Source organism: Paenibacillus sp. EZ-K15, assembly GCF_002573715.1.
Classification (GTDB): Bacteria; Bacillota; Bacilli; order Paenibacillales; family Paenibacillaceae; genus Paenibacillus_AQ.
On the sequence record NZ_PDHM01000024.1, the window covers coordinates 99677 to 123019 of the forward strand.

The 23343-nt window shown below is 51.2% G+C and carries 11 protein-coding genes; all 11 read right to left on the reverse strand.

The window, feature by feature from the left end; all coding sequences use genetic code 11:
• Positions 1-23: 23 nt before the first annotated feature.
• Positions 24-9263, reverse strand: a complete 9240-nt coding sequence (locus tag CRG97_RS28635; protein ID WP_098748980.1) for a hybrid non-ribosomal peptide synthetase/type I polyketide synthase — start codon at positions 9261-9263, stop codon at positions 24-26.
• 6 nt (positions 9264-9269) lie between these two features.
• Entirely contained in the window at positions 9270-10436 is a 1167-nt protein-coding gene (locus tag CRG97_RS28640) for an acyl-CoA dehydrogenase family protein (protein ID WP_098748981.1), read from the reverse strand.
• A gap of 3 nt (positions 10437-10439) precedes the next feature.
• A complete protein-coding gene (locus CRG97_RS28645) occupies positions 10440-10691 on the reverse strand; it encodes an acyl carrier protein (protein ID WP_098748982.1) in 252 nt (83 codons plus the stop codon).
• Positions 10692-11759, reverse strand: coding sequence for an HAD-IIIC family phosphatase (locus CRG97_RS28650; protein WP_098748983.1), 1068 nt, complete (start codon positions 11757-11759; stop codon positions 10692-10694).
• A gap of 12 nt (positions 11760-11771) precedes the next feature.
• Complete coding sequence (locus CRG97_RS28655; RefSeq protein ID WP_098748984.1) at positions 11772-12626, reverse strand: 3-hydroxyacyl-CoA dehydrogenase family protein; 855 nt, start codon at positions 12624-12626, stop codon at positions 11772-11774.
• Positions 12627-12630: 4 nt separating this feature from the next.
• The gene (locus CRG97_RS28660; RefSeq protein WP_076325383.1) at positions 12631-13362 is read right to left on the reverse strand and encodes a thioesterase II family protein; all 732 of its coding nucleotides are present in this window, start codon (positions 13360-13362) and stop codon (positions 12631-12633) included.
• Complete coding sequence (locus CRG97_RS28665; RefSeq protein WP_098748985.1) at positions 13363-14901, reverse strand: serine hydrolase domain-containing protein; 1539 nt, start codon at positions 14899-14901, stop codon at positions 13363-13365.
• Between the two features lie 17 nt (positions 14902-14918).
• The gene (locus CRG97_RS28670; protein WP_237566607.1) at positions 14919-19397 is read right to left on the reverse strand and encodes an amino acid adenylation domain-containing protein; all 4479 of its coding nucleotides are present in this window, start codon (positions 19395-19397) and stop codon (positions 14919-14921) included.
• Positions 19398-19430: 33 nt separating this feature from the next.
• The gene (locus CRG97_RS28675) at positions 19431-20441 is read right to left on the reverse strand and encodes a cysteine peptidase family C39 domain-containing protein (RefSeq protein ID WP_098748987.1); all 1011 of its coding nucleotides are present in this window, start codon (positions 20439-20441) and stop codon (positions 19431-19433) included.
• A gap of 473 nt (positions 20442-20914) precedes the next feature.
• Positions 20915-22207, reverse strand: a complete 1293-nt coding sequence (locus CRG97_RS28680) for a homocysteine synthase (protein ID WP_098748988.1) — start codon at positions 22205-22207, stop codon at positions 20915-20917.
• Positions 22208-22356: 149 nt separating this feature from the next.
• Positions 22357-23184, reverse strand: a complete 828-nt coding sequence (locus CRG97_RS28685; protein WP_098748989.1) for an SDR family NAD(P)-dependent oxidoreductase — start codon at positions 23182-23184, stop codon at positions 22357-22359.
• Between the last annotated feature and the right edge of the window lie 159 nt (positions 23185-23343).

Sequence of the window (23343 nt, forward strand, 5' to 3'; positions counted from 1 at the left end):
CCCTTTCTTCCTCCGGCTCTCGCTCATAGTCCGAATTCCCCCCGGGCTCCGGCAAGATAGACAGGTTCAGGCTCAGCTAAATGATGAGCAATCGTGATGTCCTTCAGCTTCTTGTCCGGATTTGCCAGAACACCGGACATAATATCCTGCATATAACCTGCAAAACGCACAATCGTGTCCCTCAGGAATAAGCGGGTGCTGTATTCAAACTTGAAGGACAGTCTTTCTCCGTCCTCCTCCGCGATCAAAGACAAATCAAAATGAGAGGCGTCGTGAACGAACGGGAAAGGTTCCATCTTCAGGCCGGGAATGCTCATCTCAGGGTTCTGCATATTCTGGAGCGCGAATACAACATCAAATACCGGATTACGGGCCAATTCACGATCCTGCCCCAACCGCTGAACCATTTCCTCAAACTGGCAGTCCTGATTGGCAAATGCATCCAGAGTTGTAGCTCGCACTGTCTGTAGAAGGGCGCTGAAGCTCATTTCTTCATCCAATTGATTACGCAGCGGAAGCATGTTGACGAATTTGCCGATAATAAGCTGCAGAGACTGCTGTTTGCGGCCGATAATCGGAGTTCCTACAACGATGTCTTGCTGAGCACAAACTTTGGATAGAAGCAGATTGAAAACGGCGAGCAATGCCATGAACAACGTCACATCTTCCTTCAGGCAGAGCGACTTCAGCGCTTGCGTCTGCTCCATACTCAGATCAAAGGGAACTCGGCTGCCGGCGAAATTTCTTGTCTCCGGGCGTGGATAATCCGTGCGCAGGGCTAACCGGGGAACTTCCTGCAGCTGATTTAGCCAGAATTCTCCCTGCCGTTGCTGCTCCTCCGTTTCCTTCATCCGGTTCTGCCATTCTGAAAAATCCTTATATTGCAGCTCAAGCTCGGGCAATTCACGACCGGCATACAGAGCCATAAAATCGTTAACGAATATGTCCTGTGATAAACCGTCCGACACGATATGATGAAGATCCACCATCAACACATGCCGCTCATCCTCAAGCTTGATGAGTCCGGCGCGCATCAAAGGCGCCCGGGTCAAGTCAAAGGGCCGCACGAACTTCGCCACTGCTTCGCGGATTTTCGCAGCGGTTTCCCCTTCCTCATCAAGGAGTCCCGCGTCCGAATCCCCCAGCTCAATTTCGCCGCTGAAGTCCGCATATTCAACCTCGAACTCGACGGTTTCGCTGATTTTCTGCATGGGTAGGCCGTTAACCAGTTCAAATGAAGTACGCAAGCTTTCATGACGCTTTATCAGTTGCCGAAGTACCGCTTCCATTTGGGCCCTGTCCAGTTTGCCGATCAGAATGCCTGCGACGATTTCGTTATATCCCGTATGTCCCTTCTCCATCTGCTGGATCAAATACAGACGCTTCTGCGCGGAGGACAGCGCGTAATATTCGCGTGGTGGAGCCTTTTCAATATCTTGGTAGGCACTCTGTTCCGCCTCATCGATATAGGTGGCCAACTGCTGGATCGTCGGCATATTGAAAAAGACGGGCAAGCTGATTTCCACCTTCATTTCCTTATGAATCCCGGTAACAACCGTAATCGCTTTGAGTGAATCTCCACCCAGTTCGAAGAAATCATCCTGCACCCCGATCCGGTCTATCCGGAAAAACTGCTCCCACATCCCGCAAAGCCTGCGTTCGGACTCTGTTACGGGAGCGATATATTCACCGGACAGCGCGGGACGGGTGTAGAAACCGCCGTCTCCCTTCGGGAGCGGTGCCTCTTCCTGAGCCGTCCGTTTCACCCACTTGTCGATCCGATCCTGCAAGCTGCCGGTCGACAGGACGATCTGGCCTGCTTCCCGGACCGACAACACGCGCCTCAGCAGCTCGATCCCCTCTTCTGGCGCAATGAGCAGCTCGGATATCGAAGCGCCCGCCTGCCCATGAATCGTTTGCTCTTTCTCCAGCTGCCAACCGTCCCAGTTGATACTGGTCCAAGGTGTGCGCAGACGGCGATTGCGATCGTGTACATATGCGTCCATAACATGGTTCGCTGCCGAATAGGCGGTAAAACCTAATCCGCCGAGCATCGGAGACAGCGACGAAGCCAGCAGGCAGAAATCAAGCTCCTTGTCAGCCAGCACCTGATCCAAAACATGGAGTCCATATAACTTTGCTTGAAAATGTTGCTCGCTTAATTCCTCGTCTGTCTCCTCCAGCATCCTAAATGCCGCTTCGCCTGTCATACCGGCTGTGTGAATCACCCCGTTCAATGAACCGAACAGCGCCTCGGTTTGCCGGATAGCCTCCTTCATTTGCTCTTGATCCGACGAGTTCGCTGTAAACACAAGCACTTCGGCTCCCTGAGATTCAAGCTGTTTCAGCTTGCCGATCTGAACACTGACGGTATTCTCTGGGCCGTATTCGGCAAGCCACTGCTCCCATTTATCGTTCGGCGGAAATGGTGAGCGGCTGGTAAAGACAAGCTTCGCCTGTACGCTTCGAGCCAGATGACCGGCAAGGACCTGACCGATATATCCCAATCCGCCTGTGATCAAATAGACGCCGCCTTGACGGAGTTCCGCCGCTCCCGCTTCAGGTTCTGCTACCTTAACCGGTTCATAACCGAGTACCCAGCGTTCGTTGTTGCGATAGGCAGCCGCCAATTCGAACCGGGCAGCGCTAAATTCGTCCAGCAGGCGGCGGATCAATCTATCTCTCTGCCAGCTCCCCGCTTCCGGCAGGTTAATATCGATGCTGTGACAATGGATGTGCGGTAATTCCTGCGGAATAACCCGGCATGGTCCCAGTACTGTCGCTTTCTCAGGATACAAGACAGATTCACCGGCAATGGCTTGCATATTATCCGTTAGCACCCACATGCGCATTTCATGCCCCGAAGCTTGTTTTTTCAGCGCTTTGCCCGTGTATAACAAGCTGTAGTACCCGCGTTCCTGTGTGACCCTCAGCCACGATGGACCACTGTAACGAGGAGATGGAGCGGAGATTCCCCAAGTATGAAGCAGCAGGTCAGGCAAGATTCCCCCAGCTTTCAGATCAGCAAAAAGCTTCACATAATGATGTTCATTATGTGGATTTACGGTATATTGATGAGCTGCCGCCCGTTCGTAGTGCTCGCCCGCACGAACTACAATGATTTGCCCTCCACACTCGGCAAGGGATTTGATAATATCGGCAGCCAGGCCGTTTTCATCGGCGAATACAAGCCAATTTCCGGCAATGTTTGCGTTCATGCTGGCGGAGCCAGGAAGCAGCTGCTCTTTTTTCCATGTCGGTACATAGAACCAGTCGGACATATCCGGCAGCTTGGCCACCTTGCCGCCCGCGCCCTGAATCTTGTTCTTAGCGCTGCCCACCGGCAGTGAAGTACCGGCAGCAGACTCGATCCAATAGCGCTGTCTAGCAAACGGATAAAGAGGTAGAGAGATACGCCGTCGCGGTTCTTCTCCATGAAATGCTCTCCAATCGACGGACTGGCCGTAGAGCCACAATCTCCCGATCCGGTTAACGAGCAGGGAGGTGTCCGGTATACTGCTATGCTCAGGCGGCATAAGGTTTAGTGCCTGCTGTCCGCGCTCTGTATCGATGTAGCGACGCGCCAAGAGTGTTAAATCCTGTCCCGGACCGATTTCCACGAACAGCCTGCCCTGCTGCTCTGCAAGCCGCTCAAGCCCATCCGCAAAACGAACGGTATCCGTCATGTGCCGGGTCCAATAACCCGGGTCTGTCGCTTCTTCATCCGTTATCCAATTGCCCGTCGTTGTGGAGACATACGGTATTTGGGGCGGATTCAAACGGACCTGTCGGACGGCTTCGGCGAACGGCTCCGCCACTTCTTGAAGAAGCGAAGAATGAGCAGCCGTCGACACCGGCAATCTCATGCAAACGAATTTGCCCGCCTTCATCTGCTGTTCGAATGAGGCGATTTCTTCTTCTGGGCCGGATACAATGCAGGAAGGCCCGTTGACGACCGCCAGTGATAAGGAGCCGCTAAGAAGGGGTTTGATATCTTGCTCAGGAAGAGGCACGCTGAGCATCCCGCCTGGCGGCACCTGCTGCATAAGCTCTCCGCGCAGTATGATGAGACGCATCGCCTCTTCCAGTGACATGACGCCGGCGAGACAAGCGGCAGCATACTCGCCGAAGCTGTAGCCGATCATCGCATCCGGCATCACTCCCCATGACAGGAGAAGACGTGCGAGCGCATATTCGAGCATAAGCATGGCAGGCTGGATATGTTTAGTCTGATTTAATTGAAGGGACGCTGCCGCAGTCTCCGCTTCTAGGTCCGGGTACAGCATTACCTTCATATCAGAGCCGGTAATGTCGAGATACAGACGGAAGCAGTGGTTCATCTCTTCTCGGAACACGGGCTCGGTCTCATACAAACCCTTCCCCATGTTGATATATTGCGATCCTTGCCCGGAGAACATGAACACGATTGAAGCTCGCTCCTCCCCGGTCGTGCTGGAGATTACTTTCCGTGCATCGAAGTTTGCCCTGTCAGCAGAAGGCGTCAGCGCCGCTATCGCTTCCTCAACCGTGCTGCAGGAGAGCAGGCGCCGGTATCTGAAGGGACGCCGGCCGGTCTGCAAGGTATACGCAATGTCGGCCAGATTCAACGAAGGATGTTCCTTGAGATAGACGCCCAGGTTGGCCGTCATCGTATCGAGCGCATCCGGTGTCTGCGCGGACAATACCAGCACCTGATGGGTTCGGCCCTTCCCGGCTGCTTCCTGTATAGGAGCCTCTTCCATGACGACGTGGGCATTCGTTCCGCCTATGCCGAAGGAACTGACTCCCGCACGCAGCGGATAGTCATCGTTGCGCCAATCTCTCAGGCCGGTATTGACCACGAAAGGACTGTTCGCGAAATCAATATTCGGATTCGGGGTCTCATAATGCAGGCTGGGCGGAAGCTGTTTATGATGAAGCGCCAGTGCCGTCTTGATCAAACCCGCCACCCCTGCTGCGGCATCCAGATGTCCTATGTTCGTTTTTACGGAGCCTATGCGGCAGAAGCCGGTCTTGTCCGTCCGGAATGCCTTCGTCAACGCCTCGATCTCGATCGGATCGCCAAGCGTAGTTCCCGATCCGTGCGCCTCAACGTAAGTGATACTTTCGGCTGGAACTCCTGCGGCTTCTTGAGCCCTGGCGATAACATCCGCTTGGCCCTGTACGCTTGGCGCCGTATAGCCGACCTTGCGACTGCCGTCATTGTTGATGGCCGAGCCTTTGATTACCGCATAAATCCGGTCACCATCTGCGATAGCTGCCTCGAGCGATTTGAGCGCCACGAATCCGACGCCGTCTCCGCCTATCGTCCCCTTCGCTTTGGCATCGAAGGTGCGGCAATGACCGTCCGGCGACTTAACCATTCCTTCCTGATAAAGATAGCCCGATTTATGAGGAAGCACGATGGACGCGCCTCCGGCCAGAGCCAGATCGCAATCCCCGTTAAGAATAGACTGGCAAGCTAAATGTACAGCTACCAGTGAGGTAGAACAGGCCGTTTGCAAACTGATCGCAGGACCTTTCAAATTCAGCTTATGCGAAATACGGGTGCTGACCGTATACGAATCATTCAGCGAATCAACCTCAAACATATCCGATAAATTCCCGTGCAGGCGGTCAGACAGCTGCGACAACCAGTGGAAATTGTTCGTAACCCCGGCAAACAGCCCGATAGACCCAACATGTCGCTGCGGGTCACAGCCGGCGTCCTCCAGCGTATGCCACGCGCATTCGTGCAGCAGGCGAACTTGAGGATCCATCATCGCCGCCTGATCGGGAGTATAACCGAAGAAGGCCGGATCAAAGTGGTCCATCTCATCCAGCACGCCCTTTGCTTTGACAAACTCCGGCCGTTCCAAAAGCTGGCGGTCAAAGCCATACTCTGCCAGTTCGTCATCCGAAAAAAATGAGATCGACTCTCTGCCCTGCTGCAAATTGCTCCAAAACTCACTGATATTTCGTGCGCCAGGGAATTTGCCGGCCAAACCAATAACTGCAATATCCCGGCTGCCTTCATTCTCGTACTTCACACGGCCGGGTTGTGCCAGGGAAGGCTGCTCGTTCTTCCTAGTGGGTGCTGCACTCTCGCTCTTCCGTTCTGCCGATCGTTCCGTTTCGCCTGCCAAATGCACAGCCAGTTCATACACGGTGGGGTATTGGAACAGCGTGACGATTGAAATCTCACGCTTAAGCTGTCTTTGCAGTCTGCTCTGCAGTTGGATAAGGCTAATCGAATTGCCGCCTACTTCAAAATACTTATCGTGGATACCGATGCGGTCCAGCTCAAGCACGGCTTTCCAGGCGTCTGCGATCAGATTCTCCAGCTCTGTCCTCGGCATCGCAGCTTCCTGAACCTCGCGGGGAGCCTCCGCAAGCGCAGGCAGTGCCTTGCGGTCCAGCTTTCCGTTAGGTGTCAGCGGGATTTGTTCCAGCTGGACAAAGTGAGACGGTATCATGTAATCAGGTAATCTCCCGGCAAGAAACGCCCGCAGCTCAGACACAGATACCGTCTCAAAAGCGGCTACGTAGGCGCATAACTCAGTCTGAGAACCCCGTCGTTGCACCGTTACCGCTGCTTCTTGCACTGATTTGTGCTGCAGGAGCATCGTCTCGATTTCACCGATTTCGATGCGGTGGCCGCGGATTTTCACTTGCTGGTCCATTCGTCCCATATATTCAATGGTTCCGTCTTCCAACCAACGCGCCATATCGCCTGTCTTGTAGATAATCCCGCTTGAGCGGAAGGGATCCAGTACAAATTTCTCTGCCGTCAGGTCCGGCCGATTCAAGTAGCCGAGCGCAACACCGTCACCTCCGACGATCAGCTCGCCGGGAATGCCGATAGGCAGCAAGTTATCATAGCGGTCGACGATATAAGCCGTAGAATTGCTGATAGGCGGCCCGATCGGAATATGCTCGTTAAATTCACGGTCGATACGGAAACAGGTCGAAATAACCGTGTTTTCGGTAGGTCCGTACGCGTTCCAAATCGTCAGTCCAGGACATGCTTGTCGAACAGCCTCAATGTGCTTCGGAGAGAGTACATCGCCGCCTACGACCAGGTTCCGCATCCCGGCGAACATGTCTGGACGCTGCTGGGCCAGCTGATTGAATAATGCCGGAGTCAGCAGTCCGCCCGATATTGCGCGCGTACGCAAAAAGGCATCCAGTTTGGCATTGTCAAGCAGCGTATGCTTGTCCGCAATATGCAGGCTAGCCCCGTTCAAGAGCGCTCCGAACACCTCGAATGTTAGAGCGTCAAAGCCGATTGCTCCTGCCTGAAGGACGCAGTCATGCGCTTCGAACTGGACGTGGTTCGTGTTCCGAACCAGCCTCACAATTCCTCGGTGCCCGACAATGACACCTTTGGGCTTACCGGTCGAACCGGATGTATACATGACGTAAGCCGGATGTTCCGAACTGCCTGCCTGAGGCAACTCGGACGCTTCGCCGAGATGAAGCAGCGCTTCGTCCAGCTTCAGCACCTGGGCATGTTCCGGTATCAGATCCTCAAGGCCCGGTGAAGCCAGCACTGTGCGCACATTGCCATCGGACAGCATATAGGCAATCCTTTCGGCAGGATGCGCGGAATCAAGCGGCAGATAGACCCCTCCCGCTTTCAGAATGCCGAAGATTCCGGCAACCAATTCTGTGGATCTGTTCGCCATCAAGCCCACAATCTGACCGCTTTCCATGCCTTTCGCCTGCAGCGAACGAGCAACCCGGTTAGCCTGCTCATTCAGCTCGCGATAGGTATAGGATATATGCTCATCTGTTACAGCCGTACTCTCAGGGGACAGCAGCGCCTGTTCCTCGAACAGCTCATGAACCATTTTCTCACTGGGATAATTTGAAGTTGTCAGGTTGAATAACAGAATTTGCTCCCGCTCTTCATGGGTAAGAATCCCGATATCCTTAAGCCTGGTCTCCCGGTATGTAGTAACCTGGGCTTGGGCTTGTGTGATTTGTTCAAGAATGTACAGATAATGATGAGCAAGCTTCTTGACCATATCCTCGTGATACGCCTGTTTATTATAAGAGAAGGTTAATTCCAGCTCTTCGGCCACTGTAATGCGGAGTGTCAAATCGAACTCGGTCTCTTCCTCAATATGATGAGGTTCCATGATAAGCGGTCCGTCGGTGCTTGTAACCACTTCATCCAGCGGATAATTCTCCACTACGACTAGGGTATCGAACGGACTACCTTCAGCTCGGAGCCCTCCGTATGTTTTAATATCCGTCAAGGAAGTGTTCGCATGCTCTTCGCTTGCTTGAATCGATGCATTCACCTCGGCCAGGAGCTCGGGCATCATCTTATGCGGACCCGCCGTCATGCGAAACGGCAGCGTATTAATGAATAAGCCGACCATATGCTCCATTCCGGGAATAATCGTATTACGTCCCGACACAGTAGTACCGAACAATACGTCGTCACTATTAGTATAGTGCTGAAGCAGAATGCCCCACGCCGTATAGAAAAGAGCGGCTTGCGTCACTTCCTCGGAACGGACCCACCGGTGCAGTCCGGCAGTGAAGGTACTGCTCCGTTTTTCCGTGTATAAAGCCATGTCCGGCATCCCCGAAACTTTTGTGCTCCTTGTAACGATGGGCCGGTTCTGCATGTCATGCAAGTACTGGCTCCAGTAGTTCTCTTGTGTTTGCTTGTCCTGCTGCTGCAGCAAAGAGATAAACTGCTTGAGGTGCGGCTTGTATTGCCGCTCCGGCTCCTGCCCCTGTGCCAGCATCAGGTAGGCGCTCCGCCATTCCTTCAACAGAATACCGGTGCTCCAGCCATCGAACAAGATATGGTGAAAGCTCATCAGCATGGTGTGTTTACGCTCGGTCTGCTTGCACAGCGTCAAGCGGAAGGGCACTTGATCCAGCTGGAATTTTTCCTTTTTATCGGCGGCAATCCGGTCTGCAATCAGCCCAGACTGCGCATTCTCGTCATAATCGGAATAGTCCTCATAACGAATAATGGGACGGTGTTCCCGCAGTACGATTTGAACAGGCTGGTTCACCTCTTCCCAGCGGAACAAGGACCGCAGCGCCTCGTTGGTCTGCACAACGTAGGCCCACGCCTGTTCAAACAACGAGGGCTTCAGCTCTCCGCTGACGCCAAGTGCGATCAACTCTACATACTGCGAAGTTTCGGGATCTTTCAAGTATTGAAGCAGCATCCCGGACTGCATAGGAGACAATGCCAAAATATCTTCAACATTGCTTTTATCCAGCTTCTGAGGTTTCTTCACACTCTCACCCATCCTTTTCTATTCGAACTTCCCCTGCTTCTTTACCGCATATTTGCGAAGTCCGTATTGAGAAATGACCTGCTGCTGAATTTGGCTGGTGCCTTCAATGATTTCCAGCACCTTGGCTTCCCGAAATAACCGCTCGGCAGGGTAGCCGCTGCGGCAGCCGTTGCCGCCGTGAACTTGCACCGTATCGTTCGTGACCTCAACAGCAACTTTCGATGTAAAATATTTGGCGATCGCTGTCTCGTCAACCGCTTCCGCCGCCCCGTCTTTTCGCATTTCACCTGCGGCTATACAAAGCGTACGCGCGGCATGAACCTTGGTGACCGCGTCCCCAATCAATCCTTTGATCAATTGGAACTGATGCAACTTCTCTCCGAATTGGGACCGCGACATCGAGTAGGCTACCATCGCTTCCAGGGCCTCGCCTGCAATTGCCGCTCCTGCCCAAGCAATGCTGTATCTGCCATGATCAAGCGCGGTGGATACGATATAAGTAAAGCCTCCGCCTACGATGCCGAGCACGTTCTCCGCCGGAATTCTCACTTCATTGAGCTGAATCTCCGCAATGTGAGCCCCCCGGTTGCCGAGCATGCCCTGCATAGGGATTGTATGCACTCCTTCACGTTCGCGCTCTACGATGAATGAGGTGATTTGCCCGCCCGAATCAGCTGCGATCACAACGAAAAAATCAGCGATTGCGGCGAATGAAATCCACTTTTTGCTGCCATTCAGAATATAATGGCTTCCTTCTTTACGGTAGGTGGTCTGTACGCTTTTAGCATCCGAGCCCACATTCGGTTCTGATAAGGCGAACGCGCCCAGCTTCTCCGCTCGCGCCATCTGTGGCAGCCAGTATTTTTTCTGTTCCTCTGTGCCGAATCGCAGCATGGTCTCTCCGAGCAGTGAGGTTTGAACGGTTATCAGAGCCCTCGTGTTGCAGCATGCTTTTCCGATCTGCTCCGTAAACAGTCCGTATGCCACAGGATCCAGCCCCAGACCGCCATATTCCTCCGGCCAGCTGGCCGCCAGATATCCCAATTGCCCCATTTTGTTAATCAAGCTGCGGGGCAGCTCGCCTTTGACATCAATTTCTCCTGCGAGCGCCCGGATTTCCCGACCGGCAAAAATTTTAGCCTCCTCTACGACTTGGGCGGCAGACGCGCATGTCTGTCCAATCATCGCTTAGGCCTCCTGCTTATGCTTTTCGATTAGCTTTACGATATTGTTAAGCGTGCTGAAATTAGCGATATCCAAATCCTCATTCCTGACCGTGAATCCGAATTCTTGTTCGATGTAGCTGAGGAGTTTCATCGCAAACAACGAATTGACGAAGCCCTTTTGAAAAATATGATCATCGTCAGTGAACACGGCCTCGTCTTCAAATACAACCAGATTGCTTTCAATAAAACTGCGGATTTTTTGTTTGATTTCCATCTAGTTACCCCTCTTCCCGGCAACCGTTACCAACACATCAATATAAGGCGGGAACGGTTGAATATGATTTAAATCGTTCTCGAACAGAATGTTTCCTTCTCCGTCATTGGAGATTTCCGTGAAACTAGCGAAACGGTACGTGACGTACATCATCTTGTTGCGGTCCGTCTGTTTAAAGTCGGCCCTAAGTACTTTCCCTTCATTCTTCGCCTGCTGCATGATATACGTAAGCATGACGGTACCGACTCCGCGAGACATCACTCTGCAGGACATGAGCAGCATTTTCAGATGCCAGCAGCTTTCCTTCAATTCGATCAGAGCGAGCCCGATCTTGCCGTAAGAGCCGTATTTATCCGTCAATTCACACACGAGCAGGCTATGATTATCCGACCGTCTGATCCTGTCCAGTTCCTCATAGCTGTACGTATAACCCGTCGCATTCAGCTGATTCGTGCGGATGGTCAGTTCCTCCGCCCGTTTCAAGTCCTCCTCTCTAGCCTCGCTAATGACAAAGCGCATGCCGAGCGAGCTTAGAAATGCCTCTTGGGGGCCCTCAAACGATTCTTCTTCGTTTTTGCGCAGTATGTCTTCCAGATACATGGCCCGCCTACGTCTTGAATCTTCCGTAATGAACCGGGGATTGAGACGCGGGTGACCGAGCAGTGTCTCGTATGGCGTTACATCCAGACACTCTACCTCTTGATGGACGCTTAGGACCTCATCCCGTTCGAAGGGCTGATCGTCAATGAATAGGATCGTGTCCAGACCGATGTTCAAGTTCAAGCGTATTTTATCGATCGACGTTGATTTGGCATTCCAGTTGATTTCGGGGTACAGAAAATAGGTATCGATGCCGAACTCCTTCAGCTTGTCCAGCGCATGCTCCGTATCATTGCGGCTTGCGATGGATTGCAGAATGCCGCGAGAATCCAGTTCCGCGAGAAGCTCGCGCATGCGCGGCTTTAACTTAACCTCATCGGACTCCAGCAAAATACCGTCCCACATCGTATTGTCCAGATCCCAGATCACGCATTTGACTTCCTTTATCTTGTCCGCTGCTCTGCTCATCGTTATCCCTCCCTACTTGCTGTAATCGAAAAATCCTTTTCCTGATTTTTTGCCCAGGTAACCGGCATCCACCATCTTGACGAGCAGCGGGCAGGGCCGAAACTTCGGATCCTTGTAGCTGTCCTGCAGCACCAGCAGCGAATTGAGAATGGTGTCCAGGCCGATCAGATCACATGTAGCCAGCGGCCCCATTTTGTGGCCGAAGCCCAGGCGGAAAATCTTATCGACATCCTTCGGCTCTGCGACTCCATCCTGCACGGTCCAGACGCATTCGTTAATCGTCAGCATGAGGACTCGATTCGTTACGAAACCGGGGAAATCACGAACCACTACCGGGACTTTATCGAACGATTTTAAAAACTCCTCCCCGCAGGCAACGGTCTCGTCCGATGTATGCTCGCCCCGGATGACTTCGACCAGTTCCTTCATCGGGACGGGGTTCATGAAATGCATGCCAATGACATTCTCCGGTCTTGGCATTAACGAGCCAACCTTCGTAATGGAAATGCAGCTTGTGTTAACGGCATAGGTGGTTTGTACGGCGCACACCTCGGACAGTTCCGTAAACACCGTTTTCTTAAGTTCCCATTCTTCTGTCACGTTCTCAATAACAAACTGGACGCGTGCGAAGTCATCATAAGCCGTGGTAAAGGTAATCCGGGACAGAAGGTCCTCCACGGTAAGCTGTTTCGCTTGAGGCTTGACCAGCTTTAATAGCCGGAAATCTGTCTTAATTTTCTCCTTAGCTTGATGCAAGACATCTTCGTTAATATCTTTGAGCACCACTTCGTATCCATAGCAAGCCAGATCCAAAGCAACGTCACTGCCCATTACACCCGCACCGACTACTCCGACGGTTCGTATCATGAATTCACGACTCCTTTTTGGTGGACATTAGTTCAACAGAGCTGCTTAGCACATCGTTGATGAGCGACACTACTTGCTCGGTATGTTCGTTTATGAAGAAGTGACCTCCTTCGAATTCATAAAGTTGACAGTCTCGGCTGCCATACGCGGACCACTCCATCAGGTTGATGCCTTCTGTCGCTTTATCCTCTTTTCCGTTAAGCACGGATATATCACAAGGAATAAGCTCCTCTCTGCTCTTAAAGCAATGCGTTTCCACCAGTTCCAGATCTCTCCGCAGACCTGGCAAAAACAGTCTCAGCAGTTCCTCACGTTCAAACACTTCATCCTCGGTTCCGCCAAGCAGCTTAATTTCTTGCTGCAACCTTGCATCAGATAGCAGATGCAGTGTAAGATTCCGGCGGGCGTGAGGGGGATAGGTCCCCGAGACGAATAAATGGATGGGTTCGCGCCCCTTCTTCTTCCTTACGGCGTGCGCCAGTTCGTAAGCGACAAGGGCTCCCATGCTATGGCCGAAGAAAGCAAAATCAGCTTCGTCCAGTTGCGGTTCCAAATATCCGTATAAATCCTCAATCATTTCGTCCATGCTGCCGTAATGAGGTTCGAGTAATCTTCTTCCCCTGCCGGCCAGTTCAACGGGATGCAGTTCAATATGGCCGTGCAGATGGCGTTTCCATCTCATATAGTTGGTAGCGGAACCTCCGGCGTATGGCAGGCAGAACAGCTTGCATTTCATTTAGATCACCTCCTCTGGGGGAGCTGGAAGAATCAGCCCGGAACGTCGTTTCACGGATGGAAACAACCAGACTGCAAGAAAGAACAGAAACGCGATTCCGACGAATAGGTAGAGTGCATAGACGAGCCAGATGATGGTGGAAGGCGACCATACTGCGACTACAGCAAGCGGTAGACCTGCAAATGCAGCATCGAGCAGCAGGCCGATCCCCCACAAGCAGGCTCCGGTCAGCACAAGCGCAGCTCCAAGGCCGATGAGCCTTCTTCCTTGGGGCGGAACGAAAGTGCGCCGCTGACGACGCAATTGTCCGGGGATACCGATGGCTTTACCTGCCAGTACAAGCATGAGAATGCTGATAAGACTAAGCGAGATCATCGCGATGCGATCAAGCAGCGGATAAAAATCCGCTTCAGGGGGTGGAAGCTCTTGCTCCCGCATCAGGCTCATCAGGCCTTGACCGATATGAAACGTATAGGCTGAGTTGATGTTGGCGAGTACTCCTACGCCGAGCTGCTCTTGCGGACGCATGATGAAATAGGACGAGAAATTGGGATTAGAGCCTTGGTTCGAGAGCTCTTTGCCGTCCGGCGTTACAAACCACCCCGAGGCATAGTAGGTTCCGTTGGCGTCCGGCCCTACGCTCGTATCGGGTATATGGGAACGTTCGATGATGATACGGTCCGGCTCGGAGATACTCTTCGTCCCGAGCTGGAGCAGCAGCCACTGTCCAATATCGTCAGCACTGGAGATTAAGTAACCGGCGGGCGTGTTTCCCCTGTAATCGGGCGCTTCATATAGACGAGGCGAACCGAATCCAATCTTATATCCCCTGGCGAGCCGCTGTGGGTCCTTCAGCTGGGCCGCAGGCACCGTGTTATTCATACCAAGCCGCTGCAGCAACCCCGACATGTAATCCTCATACGACATACCGGATACTTCCTGGATGACCAGCCCCAGAACATCATAATTAATGGTGGCATATTGATACTTATCTCCGGGAGGGGCGTCCAGCGCCGTACCCGATAATGCCCGTACAGTCAGTTCCAATGCCTGCTCTTCGGAACTGATCGGGATGGAAGCTAGCGAAGCAAAAGGCACGCCGCTCGTATGGTGCAGCAGTTGGGCCAGCGTCACCTTGGCCGGCTGCCCTTGATAGGTTAGCGAGAGCCACGGAATATAGCGAGTGACCGGATCGTTAAGGCTAAGCTTGTCTTCATACTCCAGCTCTAACAAGGCCAGGCCTGTGAATGTTTTGGAAGTCGATCCCAATTCAAATAATGTAGTACTTGTCGCCGGAATCCCCGATGCGCTATCGGCTAGTCCGAATCCCTTCGTATAAACCACCTGATCACCGCTAACAATCACAACGGCGGCTCCCGGACTTTGTGCCTTCACCAGTTGGGCCTGTACAAACTGGTCGAAGGCATCCTCATCTATGTTCGGCTGTCTTTGCGTAGAAGGGGCTCCGCCTTCGGCTGCTGCAGCTGATGAACTGACTAGCAGGAGCATCAGTACGTAGAAAGCAAGTTTCTTTACCACGATTGTTCGCCCCTTTATTAATTGAAGAGTATGTCCAGTTCTTCTTGTGCAAGCTTGACCGTCTCAAAATCAGAGGGCGTAAAATCAGTCTGTCCCCTGTCTGAGCCCAACTGAATGACTTCAGCCAACCGCTGCATAAAAACTTGAATGAAGGCGTTCATTGTATCCCGTCTGAACATAGCCGTGCTGTATGTCATGCGGATCTGAAGCCTCTTGTCCGTAATCATGGCTACCACATCGACCAGACAAGACAACCTGTTGCTTGGGCATGTCTCTCTTCCGGTATCGTCCCCGGAAATGGCGAGCACAGGGCTATGCAATAGATTATCGATTTCGCCCATATAGTTGAAACGGAGCAAGTTGCCGCCCATCTTCGGAATCTCGCCGGAACCATAGGCCAAAATACCATAGTCGATTCCTTTGTTTGGAATGGATCGAAGCCGTCCTTTTATGCTCTTGATGATTTCCGCTGTTCTAGTTTCAGTCATCTCGAGATTAACGGGATACAGCGAGGTGAACCACCCAACGGTTCTGGATACATCCACATTCTCAAACAACTCTTCGCGTCCATGCCCCTCCAATTCGATCGAGAATTTATTCTTGCCGGTCATATCGCTCACAGCCATAGCCAGCGATGCGATCAGCAGATCGCTCGTTTGAGTTCGGAATGCAGTATTCGCCTCCCCTAGCAGCCTGCTCGTCTCCTGCTCGGAAAGGTCCTGGACCAGCGTGTCGCACACGGCAATCCGGTCGTCATCCGAAGGATAATCAGTTTCAAGGCTATTTTCTGTTACCTCTAAGACCGAATGCCAGTAGTCGAGATGTTCCAGCGCCTTCTCGCAGCCGTAAGCATCTATAGCATCCGACCAAGTTTGAATGGAATGCGTTTTATTCGGTAGAGAACAAACCGACCCGGTCAAAGCTGCTTTCAGCAGCTGGTCCAAGTCTTCCAGCATAATTCGCCAGGATACTCCATCTACAATCAAATGATGCGCCGTCAGCAAGAGACGTTGTCCCTGATTTCCTTCATCAAATACAAGAGCCTTGAATAGAAGGCCTTCTCCAAGCCGTACACTTGCTTTGAAAGATTCAGCTTGTTTCTTCAGGACTGCCGCCCGCTCTTCTTCCGGTATTCTGGTCAGATCGAAGTAGGCTAGCTCCACGTCCTCGCGTCCAACGGTCCTGTACACCAGGCGGCCTGGAGTTTCATCAGCTTGCAGCCTCAAAGTGTCATGGTGGCCGATTAATGCAAATAACGCATCCTGAAGCTGATCTGTCGTTATTTCCGGTGTTAAGCGGAGCAATACAGACTGAGCATAGTAATGGGGATTGTTCCATTGTCTTGAGAAAAACCATGATGTAATCGGCAGTGGCTTAACCTCCCCGCAACTTGGCCCCTGCTCGATCGGAGCAGCGGTGTTTCGTTCAATAAATTCGGCCAGTTCTCTGATAACGGGGTAGCTCATGATTTGCTGCACCTTTAACTGATAACCGGCCGCCTTAATTTTAGATACAATTTGTATTGCCTTGATGGAGTCACCGCCGAGCCGGTAAAAATTATCCTGAACCTTTATTTCATCCGTGCGGAGCACATCCTTGAATATATTCATTAACAGTGCTTCGACTCCACTTGTCGTTCCAGCCTCGCTTGTTTCTTGGTACTGTTCCGGAGCCGGCAGAAGACGCCGGTCCACTTTACCGTTGGGAGTAAGCGGCAGTTGGTCAAGACGGACAAAGTAAGCCGGTATCATGTACGAGGGAAGTATTTCTGCCAACTTCATCCTCAGCTCCAGAGCCGTAAGATGTCCCGTTGCGACGTAATAAGCGGTAAGCTGCTGCTGTCCGTCTTCTGCGGTGCGGTCAATGACCACGGCTTCTTCAATGCCGTTTATTTCAAGCAGCTGATGCTCGATTTCCCCCATTTCAATGCGGTACCCTTTAATTTTGACCTGATGATCGATCCGGCCTAAATATACGATGCTGCCACTATCGTGGCGTACGGCCAAGTCGCCCGTCCGATACATCCTATTGCCCGTAAGAAAAGGGTTGGGCAGAAACCGGTCTTGAGTCAGCTCCTCCCTGTGCAAGTAGCCCCGGGCCACCCCGGCCCCGGATATATATATTTCGCCAATCGATCCGTCTGGGACTGGCTCCAGCTGCCGATCCAGCAAATAAATCTGCACATTGTCAATGGGCTGTCCGATCGGAACGGATACCCCTTCGTCGCTCGCCCGATCATACCGGTAAATCATGCAGCCGACTACGGTCTCGGTCGGTCCGTACTCGTTAAGGATTTCAATCCCGCCCCGACTGTGTTCATGGATGTCACGAGCCAGCGAGCATTTCAAATCTTCACCGCCCACAATGAATGTCCGAACCGTATATTGGCTGAAATCCATGTCTCTGATGAGCGCCAGATGAGCCGGTGTCAGCTTGATAACTGTGGCCTTGTTATCTTCCACAATACGTTTAACTATAAAGTCGCTCCCGTCATCTTCGTAGATTTCGATACGGCTGCCGCTAATTAACGGTGTAAAGATAGAGGTTACGGTCAGATCGAAAGCAATGGAAGAGTACAGCGCAAATACATCATTTTGCGAGCGGATATACGTCTTGCTGGCCCACCAGATGTAGTTCACCAGTCCCCGGTGCTCGATCATCGCACCTTTGGGATTGCCTGTTGATCCTGAGGTATAGATGATATAGACCAAATCGTCTGGCGTAATCATGGCAGGCAAGTTACTTCCGTCTTTGTTGTACAGACGTTCATCATCGAGTGCAATAACCTCACCGTTGTAAGAAAGCTGCTCCCACTCCTTGCCATGAGTCAGCAGCAGGGAAGCTCCGCTATCCCTCAGAATATACTCGATCCGTTCTTTGGGATATTCGGGATCAATCGGCAGATATGCCATTCCAGCCTTGATTACCGCCCAGATCCCGACAACGATGGACAGAGAGTGGCGGCCCATGATAGCTGCCGGGGTTTGAGGGCTTATCCCTCTCTCCAGCAGTGTTCGTGCCAGCCGATTGGCGCGTTCATTCAGTTCGCCGTAAGTAAGCGATTGTCCCATGCATGAAACAGCAATGCGTTCAGAATTCCGCTCGACTTGTTCTTCGAACAGCTGCAAGATCGTTTGATGCGAGGGATATTCGCAATCTGTTGTGTTGTACGTATATAGAAGCTTCGAACGCTCTTCCGGCAGAAGCAGCTGCAAATCATGAAGTGCGGCATCGGGACGGCTGAGGACTTGATCGGTTAAATATAGAAGACGGCTATGTAGTTCATCGATTTGCTTCTCCGTGTAGTCGCCTTCTTTATAATCGAAGTACAGCTCCAGTTCTTCATTCGATGACCATTCGGTTACGATGAGCTGCAAGGAATACAGCTGGTTGCCGTTATTCACTTCAATTTGCTGCATTTTCCAACCAGGACCGAAATTCCGGTCGAATGCCGTATTATAATAGTTCACGCACACTTGAAATAATTGGTCCAATCCCCGCTGCTGAAGCTGAAGATCCTGTACGAGCATGTTGTAAGGATATTTCTGATGGAAATAGCATTGGATGAGTTCTTGGTTGACGTTATGTATGAACGATGAGAAGGACATCTCATGCTTGATGTCAATGAGAAAGGGCATCGTGCTGGTAAACATACCAAATGTATTTTTTTCTTTGGCCCCCGTACGATTCAATACAGGAGTGCCGATCAGGAGACGGTTTTGTTGATTCGCTTTGTGGAGATAAAGGAGCATCGTTGCTACAAAAAAGGTATTCAACGAAATATGATGGGTTTGTGCAAAGTCGCGGATGGCATCGGAAGCAGACTGGCTTATTAAGAACTTTTTGCGGTTACCTGCGGTGCCGATTGATGTAGTGTGCAAATCAATGTCATGGACGTGATCAAATTTATGATTCCAATAGCTTTGATTTTTCATAAAACGAGGGGATGATAAATACTTTTGCTCTTGTTCAATGTAATCCAGGTAGGTAGGACGGGATTCCTGAGGAACTTCCTCCCCCTGCATCAATTGCGTATAAATCTGATTGATATGCGTCGTCATCAATTGAAAAGACCAGCCGTCCGAAATGATATGGTGGAATTTCGTGAGATACGCGCTTTCTGTGTCGCTGATTCTAACAAGTACAAAATCATACAATTGTTCTCCATCCAGTGGGAGTGGTTTGGAAAACTCAGCACTCACCCAGGCATCCACATCCGATTCTTGGGCCATAAAATCGATAAACGGGAACGTTCTCCTTCGGTATTCCGTCACCGTCTGCTGCACCGAACCGTCCTGTTCGACTAACCGCATACGGACGGCATCATGGAGCCGAATGAAATGATTAATGGCTTCCTCTAGCAAGGAAAAATCGACGGGGCCATAAATTTTGATGAGTCCTCCGATGTTATGTATGCTCGTACCGGGATATATATTTTCCACATACCAAATGCGTTTTTGCGGATGTGTCAATGGATAGAGCTTGCCTGCCTCCATAGAAATAGCCTCCAATCGGATAAGTTACGGATACTAGGAAACAACCTGGGGTTCCAGTGCTTTGACAACCATTCCCAGTATTCGTTTTTCGCTTTCCATGATGTGAGTCATTTCGTCCAGTCCTTGTTTCAAAAGGTGATCGTCCCCGGTTAAAGCGTATTTCATCAACAAATGACGCAAAGCATATGCCTGCTCTTCTATTGGCCGAAAACATCCAGCAAAATCCCGCGAAAGAAGTTCCTGATCACATAGATATTGGAGCCGCAGCCCCATCATTTTCTTGTGTTCCCACAGAATGTGGATGGGCCGGATATCACGCTTACGCACAAGTACGGGCATATTGCGAATGAGCGCAGCATAAACATCGACACCGAATGCCGCCTCCAGTGGATTCGCCGTCCCCCGGTTGCGCAAGGAAATATTGCTGCCCGCCAAATATTCTTCCAGTGATTCTTTGATAAACGCTGCATCTAGCCGGTAGCTTCCCGATTTATTGAACTTGTAAAGGTAGATTTGTTCTTTATAGTTGTCCGTCCATTCGAGGTTTTGGAACCCTTGCTCCATTTCATGGTACGGCACCACGGTCTTCTGGAACTGCATTTCTTCATCGTAGCCGAGAACAAGAAACGTCCTTCTCGCCTCATCGTAACCGTAAACCAGAATATCGTGAGCATAGTGAGTTTGTTGATAGACTCGTCTCCGAGGGATATAGAACTCATCCACATGAAGAGAGATCGTATAGTTTGAACGGATACTGTTTATCAGAAATTCGATGATTCCAGGCGGTGAATCGAGCACGCATTCGCGCTCCAGCTTTTGTGTGATCAGCCAGGGACAGCGGATAAAATCTTCACCGTAAAAGGTCATAGGCACTGAGCGTGAAGCGGCCTCTCCGTCAAAATCCTGATGACAATAGAGGTGAATGAAATTGCTGTAAAACCAAGGCAGCGCTTCATTTCGTGTAAGTACCGTACATAGGGGATATGCCAGATACTGATAGCCGACAATAGGCGGGATACTCAATTCCAGTTCCTTGCTACCCAAATCAATACTCACTTCTTTCTTGTTTGTTAATTTATTGTAAAATAATGAAGCATTATATTAGTTTGCCTAAAAATAATATAATAACTAATTTATGTAATTCATACTCCCATAGATGTATTTTATTGTCAATATCTATTAAGATTTTTCATTTATACTTTTTTGTCGCCAAGTTATTCAACTCGAAAACAGCCGATCAGCTACAGGATCCTACAGGATTCGCCCTGTTTCTGAACTATGAAAATAGTCCTACTTAATGAAGATATTCTGAAAACGTCCATCCATCCTTCTTCCCACGTACTCTAACAAATAGAGTAGGAACAGAGCCTTGCTTTAGGCTGAAACAGATTATTACAAGCTGTAAGGAGAAATTATCCCCATCTGGCAAGTCGCTCAGAGTAAAACAACAAAAGGCACCTTCCTCCAAAAAGGAAAGTGCCCTATATCTCAGTCATTAAAACTATATATAACAGCCCTTACTTCTGACTTGCCGCAATAGCTTGTTCCAGATCATGCAAAATATCGTCGATAGACTCGGTCCCGATCGACAGACGCAGCAATTCCGGATTTACGCCCGCCGTAAGCTGCTCGTCTTCCGTCATCTGCTGATGCGTCGTGCTGGCCGGATGAATGATAAGGGACTTGGAGTCCCCAACGTTAGCCAAGTGGGAGAACAGCTTCACATTCTCGATCACCTTCTGGCCTGCCGCTGCCCCGCCTTTGATTCCGAAGGTCAGGATAGCGCCTTGCCCCTTCGGCAGGTACTTCTTCGCCAGCTCATACGAAGGGTGACTCGGCAGCCCTGCATAGCTTACCCATTCCACCGCCTCGTGACTCTCCAAATACTTGGCAACCTTCAGCGCATTCTCGCTATGACGCTCAACGCGAAGATGCAGCGTTTCCAGCCCTTGCAGCAGCAGCCAGGAATTAAACGGAGACAGCGATGCGCCAATATCCCGCAGCAGCTGTACGCGCGCTTTGATAATATAAGCAATTGGGCCTACTGCCTCCGTATACACAACGCCATGATAGCTTGGATCCGGCTCCGTCAATCCAGGGAACTTATTGTTTGCCGTCCAATCGAATGTACCGCTATCAACAATAACCCCGCCGATGGAGGTCCCGTGACCGCCGATGAACTTGGTTGCAGAATGAACGACGATATCTGCCCCATATTCTATCGGACGCAGCAAATATGGGCTTGGAAAGGTATTATCTACGATAAGCGGAATGCCGTTCTCATGCGCGATGGCCGCAACAGCTTCCACATCCAGCACATTGCCCTGCGGATTGCCGATCGTTTCGGCAAACACGGCCTTTGTCTTGTCATTGATCGCTTTCCGGAAATTTTCCGGGTCCGTGGAATCCACGAAATGCACCTTGATGCCCAGCTTCGCAAGCGTATTGGAAAATAAATTATAAGTACCGCCATACAAGCTCGAGGAAGAAACAATTTCATCACCTGCGCCCGCAATGTTGAGAATGGAAAAGGTGATGGCTGCCTGTCCGGAAGATGTCGCCAGTGCACCGGCACCGCCTTCGAGCGCTGCAATCCGCTTCTCAAACACGTCCGTGGTCGGGTTCATGATACGCGTGTAAATGTTGCCGAATTCTTTAAGCGCAAACAGATTCGCCGCGTGCTCGCTGTCTTTAAACCCGTAGGAAGTCGTCTGATACAGAGGGACAGCGCGGGATAATGTGGTCGGATCAAGCTCCTGACCGGCGTGAACCGCTAAGGTTTCAATGGAAAATTGGCGTTCTTCTGACATGGGTGTTTCCTCCCTTTTCTTCATATGGAAAGTATTATGGTTTCATAATTTCTCCCATTCTCTCATACTTTCCCTCATTTGAAAAGAGTTATAACCAACTAATTTCATCGGAATATTATAAATTATTTTGCATGCAGCCGGAATCCATCTTAATCCTCATCCGCTGCATACACCCTACCCCATCCATATCCGGCTTCCGGGGATGTATCCTCCGGCATGCCCGGCAAGATTAAACCGCCGTCTATACGGAGGTTGATGCCGGTAATGTAGGATGCCGCATCCGAGCAGAGCCAAGCAATCGCTACCCCGATGTCCGACGGCGTGCCGAGCCTTCCCAGCGGGATTTTTCTACCGAGCGGCTCATCCTCTGCCGATTGGTCCGGCTTGTGAACAGTCGCTCCCGGTGCCACGCAGTTTACGCGGATGCCATGCGGAGCCCACTCGAGCGCTAGCGATTGTGCAGCACGTATAAGCGCTGCCTTCATGCCGCCGTAAATGCTGTCCTTGGGATAGGCTCTCTCTCCCCGGGAGGACGTGATGAAGATGATATTTCCCGGAATTCCCTGGGCGATCATCTCCCGAACGGCATATTTGCTAAGCAGCATTGGTGCTCGAAAATCGAGATGAACCGTCATGTCCAGCGCGTCCTCCTCAATCTCCGTGAGCTCGTCATATAGGCCGATCCCCGCATTGTTCACCAACAGATCGATCCGGCCAAATTCCTCTATCGTCTTTCGTATCGTATTCTCCGCTTCACTGCGAACGGTCAAATCGCTTTGAATAATAAGAGGCGTCTTGCCATAGATATGACGAATATCCTCTGCTATGTCCACTATCCCATCTTTGCTCGAATTGTAGGTCATCGCCAGCCGGTATCCTTTTTCAGCCAAAACCTTGGCAATCCCCCGTCCAATTCCAGCTCCAGCGCCTGTCACCAACGCTACTTTCTCTATCCCTTGAATCCCTATGCTACCCATTCCTCTCGCTCCCTTCGAAATCCTGCATGCAGGCCACGATTACGCGGCTGTTCAACCTATACGCATACCGTGCCTACCCTTCCTTACCCTGTTCCGAAAGGGATGATTGGCTTTCGATAAATAAAGTGAGCATCGTTATTATAAAAAGTTGAATCCTTA

What these genes read in the sequence shown, in the direction of transcription:
- CRG97_RS28635 (WP_098748980.1), bottom strand. Translation starts at nt 9,263, where the DNA reads ATGGGTGAGAGTGTGAAGAAACCTCAGAAGCTGGATAAAAGCAATGTT.
- CRG97_RS28640 (WP_098748981.1), bottom strand. Translation starts at nt 10,436, where the DNA reads ATGATTGGACAGACATGCGCGTCTGCCGCCCAAGTCGTAGAGGAGGCT.
- CRG97_RS28645 (WP_098748982.1), bottom strand. Translation starts at nt 10,691, where the DNA reads ATGGAAATCAAACAAAAAATCCGCAGTTTTATTGAAAGCAATCTGGTT.
- CRG97_RS28650 (WP_098748983.1), bottom strand. Translation starts at nt 11,759, where the DNA reads ATGAGCAGAGCAGCGGACAAGATAAAGGAAGTCAAATGCGTGATCTGG.
- CRG97_RS28655 (WP_098748984.1), bottom strand. Translation starts at nt 12,626, where the DNA reads ATGATACGAACCGTCGGAGTAGTCGGTGCGGGTGTAATGGGCAGTGAC.
- CRG97_RS28660 (WP_076325383.1), bottom strand. Translation starts at nt 13,362, where the DNA reads ATGAAATGCAAGCTGTTCTGCCTGCCATACGCCGGAGGTTCCGCTACC.
- CRG97_RS28670 (WP_237566607.1), bottom strand. Translation starts at nt 19,397, where the DNA reads ATGGAGGCAGGCAAGCTCTATCCATTGACACATCCGCAAAAACGCATT.
- CRG97_RS28680 (WP_098748988.1), bottom strand. Translation starts at nt 22,207, where the DNA reads ATGTCAGAAGAACGCCAATTTTCCATTGAAACCTTAGCGGTTCACGCC.
- CRG97_RS28685 (WP_098748989.1), bottom strand. Translation starts at nt 23,184, where the DNA reads ATGGGTAGCATAGGGATTCAAGGGATAGAGAAAGTAGCGTTGGTGACA.